The organism is Oleiphilus sp. HI0061 (genome assembly GCF_001635675.1).
This window is the reverse complement of the sequence record NZ_LWFE01000215.1, coordinates 1-930: the sequence shown is the minus strand read 5'-3', so window position 1 is coordinate 930 and position 930 is coordinate 1. Positions and strand designations below refer to the sequence as shown.

Below are 930 nucleotides of genomic sequence, written 5' to 3'. Positions count from 1 at the left end.
AAACAAGTGATGAAACTGCAACTGAAGTAACTACATCAGATGCCAGCTCTAGTGATAGCGAAGAGAAAACTTCGACTCGCCGACCTCGTAGCCGTAACCCTCGTAGAAATCGAGGCAATAAAGCGACAAACAGCAAGTCGGATGCCTCTCCAACGAAGACGCAAGCTGTTGCTGATAAGGAAAGCGCGACAAAAGAAATAACTGGCAATACAAGCCCTAAAGCCGAAGCGAAGCCGGCTGATGAGCATAAAGTCGAAGTTAAAAAGCCAGCTCGCCGTCGTAGACCTAACCGCTCTAACCGGGTTCACAATGACCCAAGAGCGCAATCAGCTGAAACTGAAAGCGCGGCGGCTCCTAAGTCACCAGAGCTGTCAGCTGTTAAGGTTGAGGTGAGCCCCGCTGAATCAACAGCAAAAGCTGAAGACAGTAAAGCAACTCAGACTACAGATACTGAATAGCATTTCCGCTAATTAAGTTCTGAAAGACCTCAGAGCCGGTATGAGCAATTAGTTCTTACCGGCTTTTTTATGCTTACCAGGTACTGCAGATACTAATCTGTGGAAAATCAGTTTATACTCTCGTTTTTTATACCACCCCGCTCCCAACCAGCGCCCATACACACATGAACGCATTGGTTGCACTGTCATACGGTTTTAGCAAATGTCACTAAGCGAACAACAAATTGAACAGCTCGAAGATATTCTTTTTGCCGAGCATCTAAATGAAGAGGCTTTGGATTATTTTGGCTTTCACGGCCTTGTATGCGCCAGTGTTATCGGGCCGGTAGACTTTGACACTAACACTCTTATCTCTGTGCTATTTGGCAATGATGATATCGAGCTTAGTGAATCTGAAATCGCCACTATTGAAAGCTGTATCGAAGAGATCAAGTCGACATTGCTTGAAGAGATTAATGAAGACCGCGATATA

The 930-nt window shown here is 45.4% G+C and carries 2 protein-coding genes; both read left to right on the top strand.

All coding sequences use genetic code 11. The features are described from left to right. Positions 1-458, top strand: a 458-nt coding sequence (locus A3735_RS30155; protein ID WP_197485618.1) for a hypothetical protein, incomplete at its 5' end; no start/stop codon positions are given. Positions 459-660: 202 nt separating this feature from the next. Continuing rightward, positions 661-930, top strand: a 270-nt coding sequence (locus A3735_RS02560; RefSeq protein ID WP_156499348.1) for a UPF0149 family protein, incomplete at its 3' end; no start/stop codon positions are given.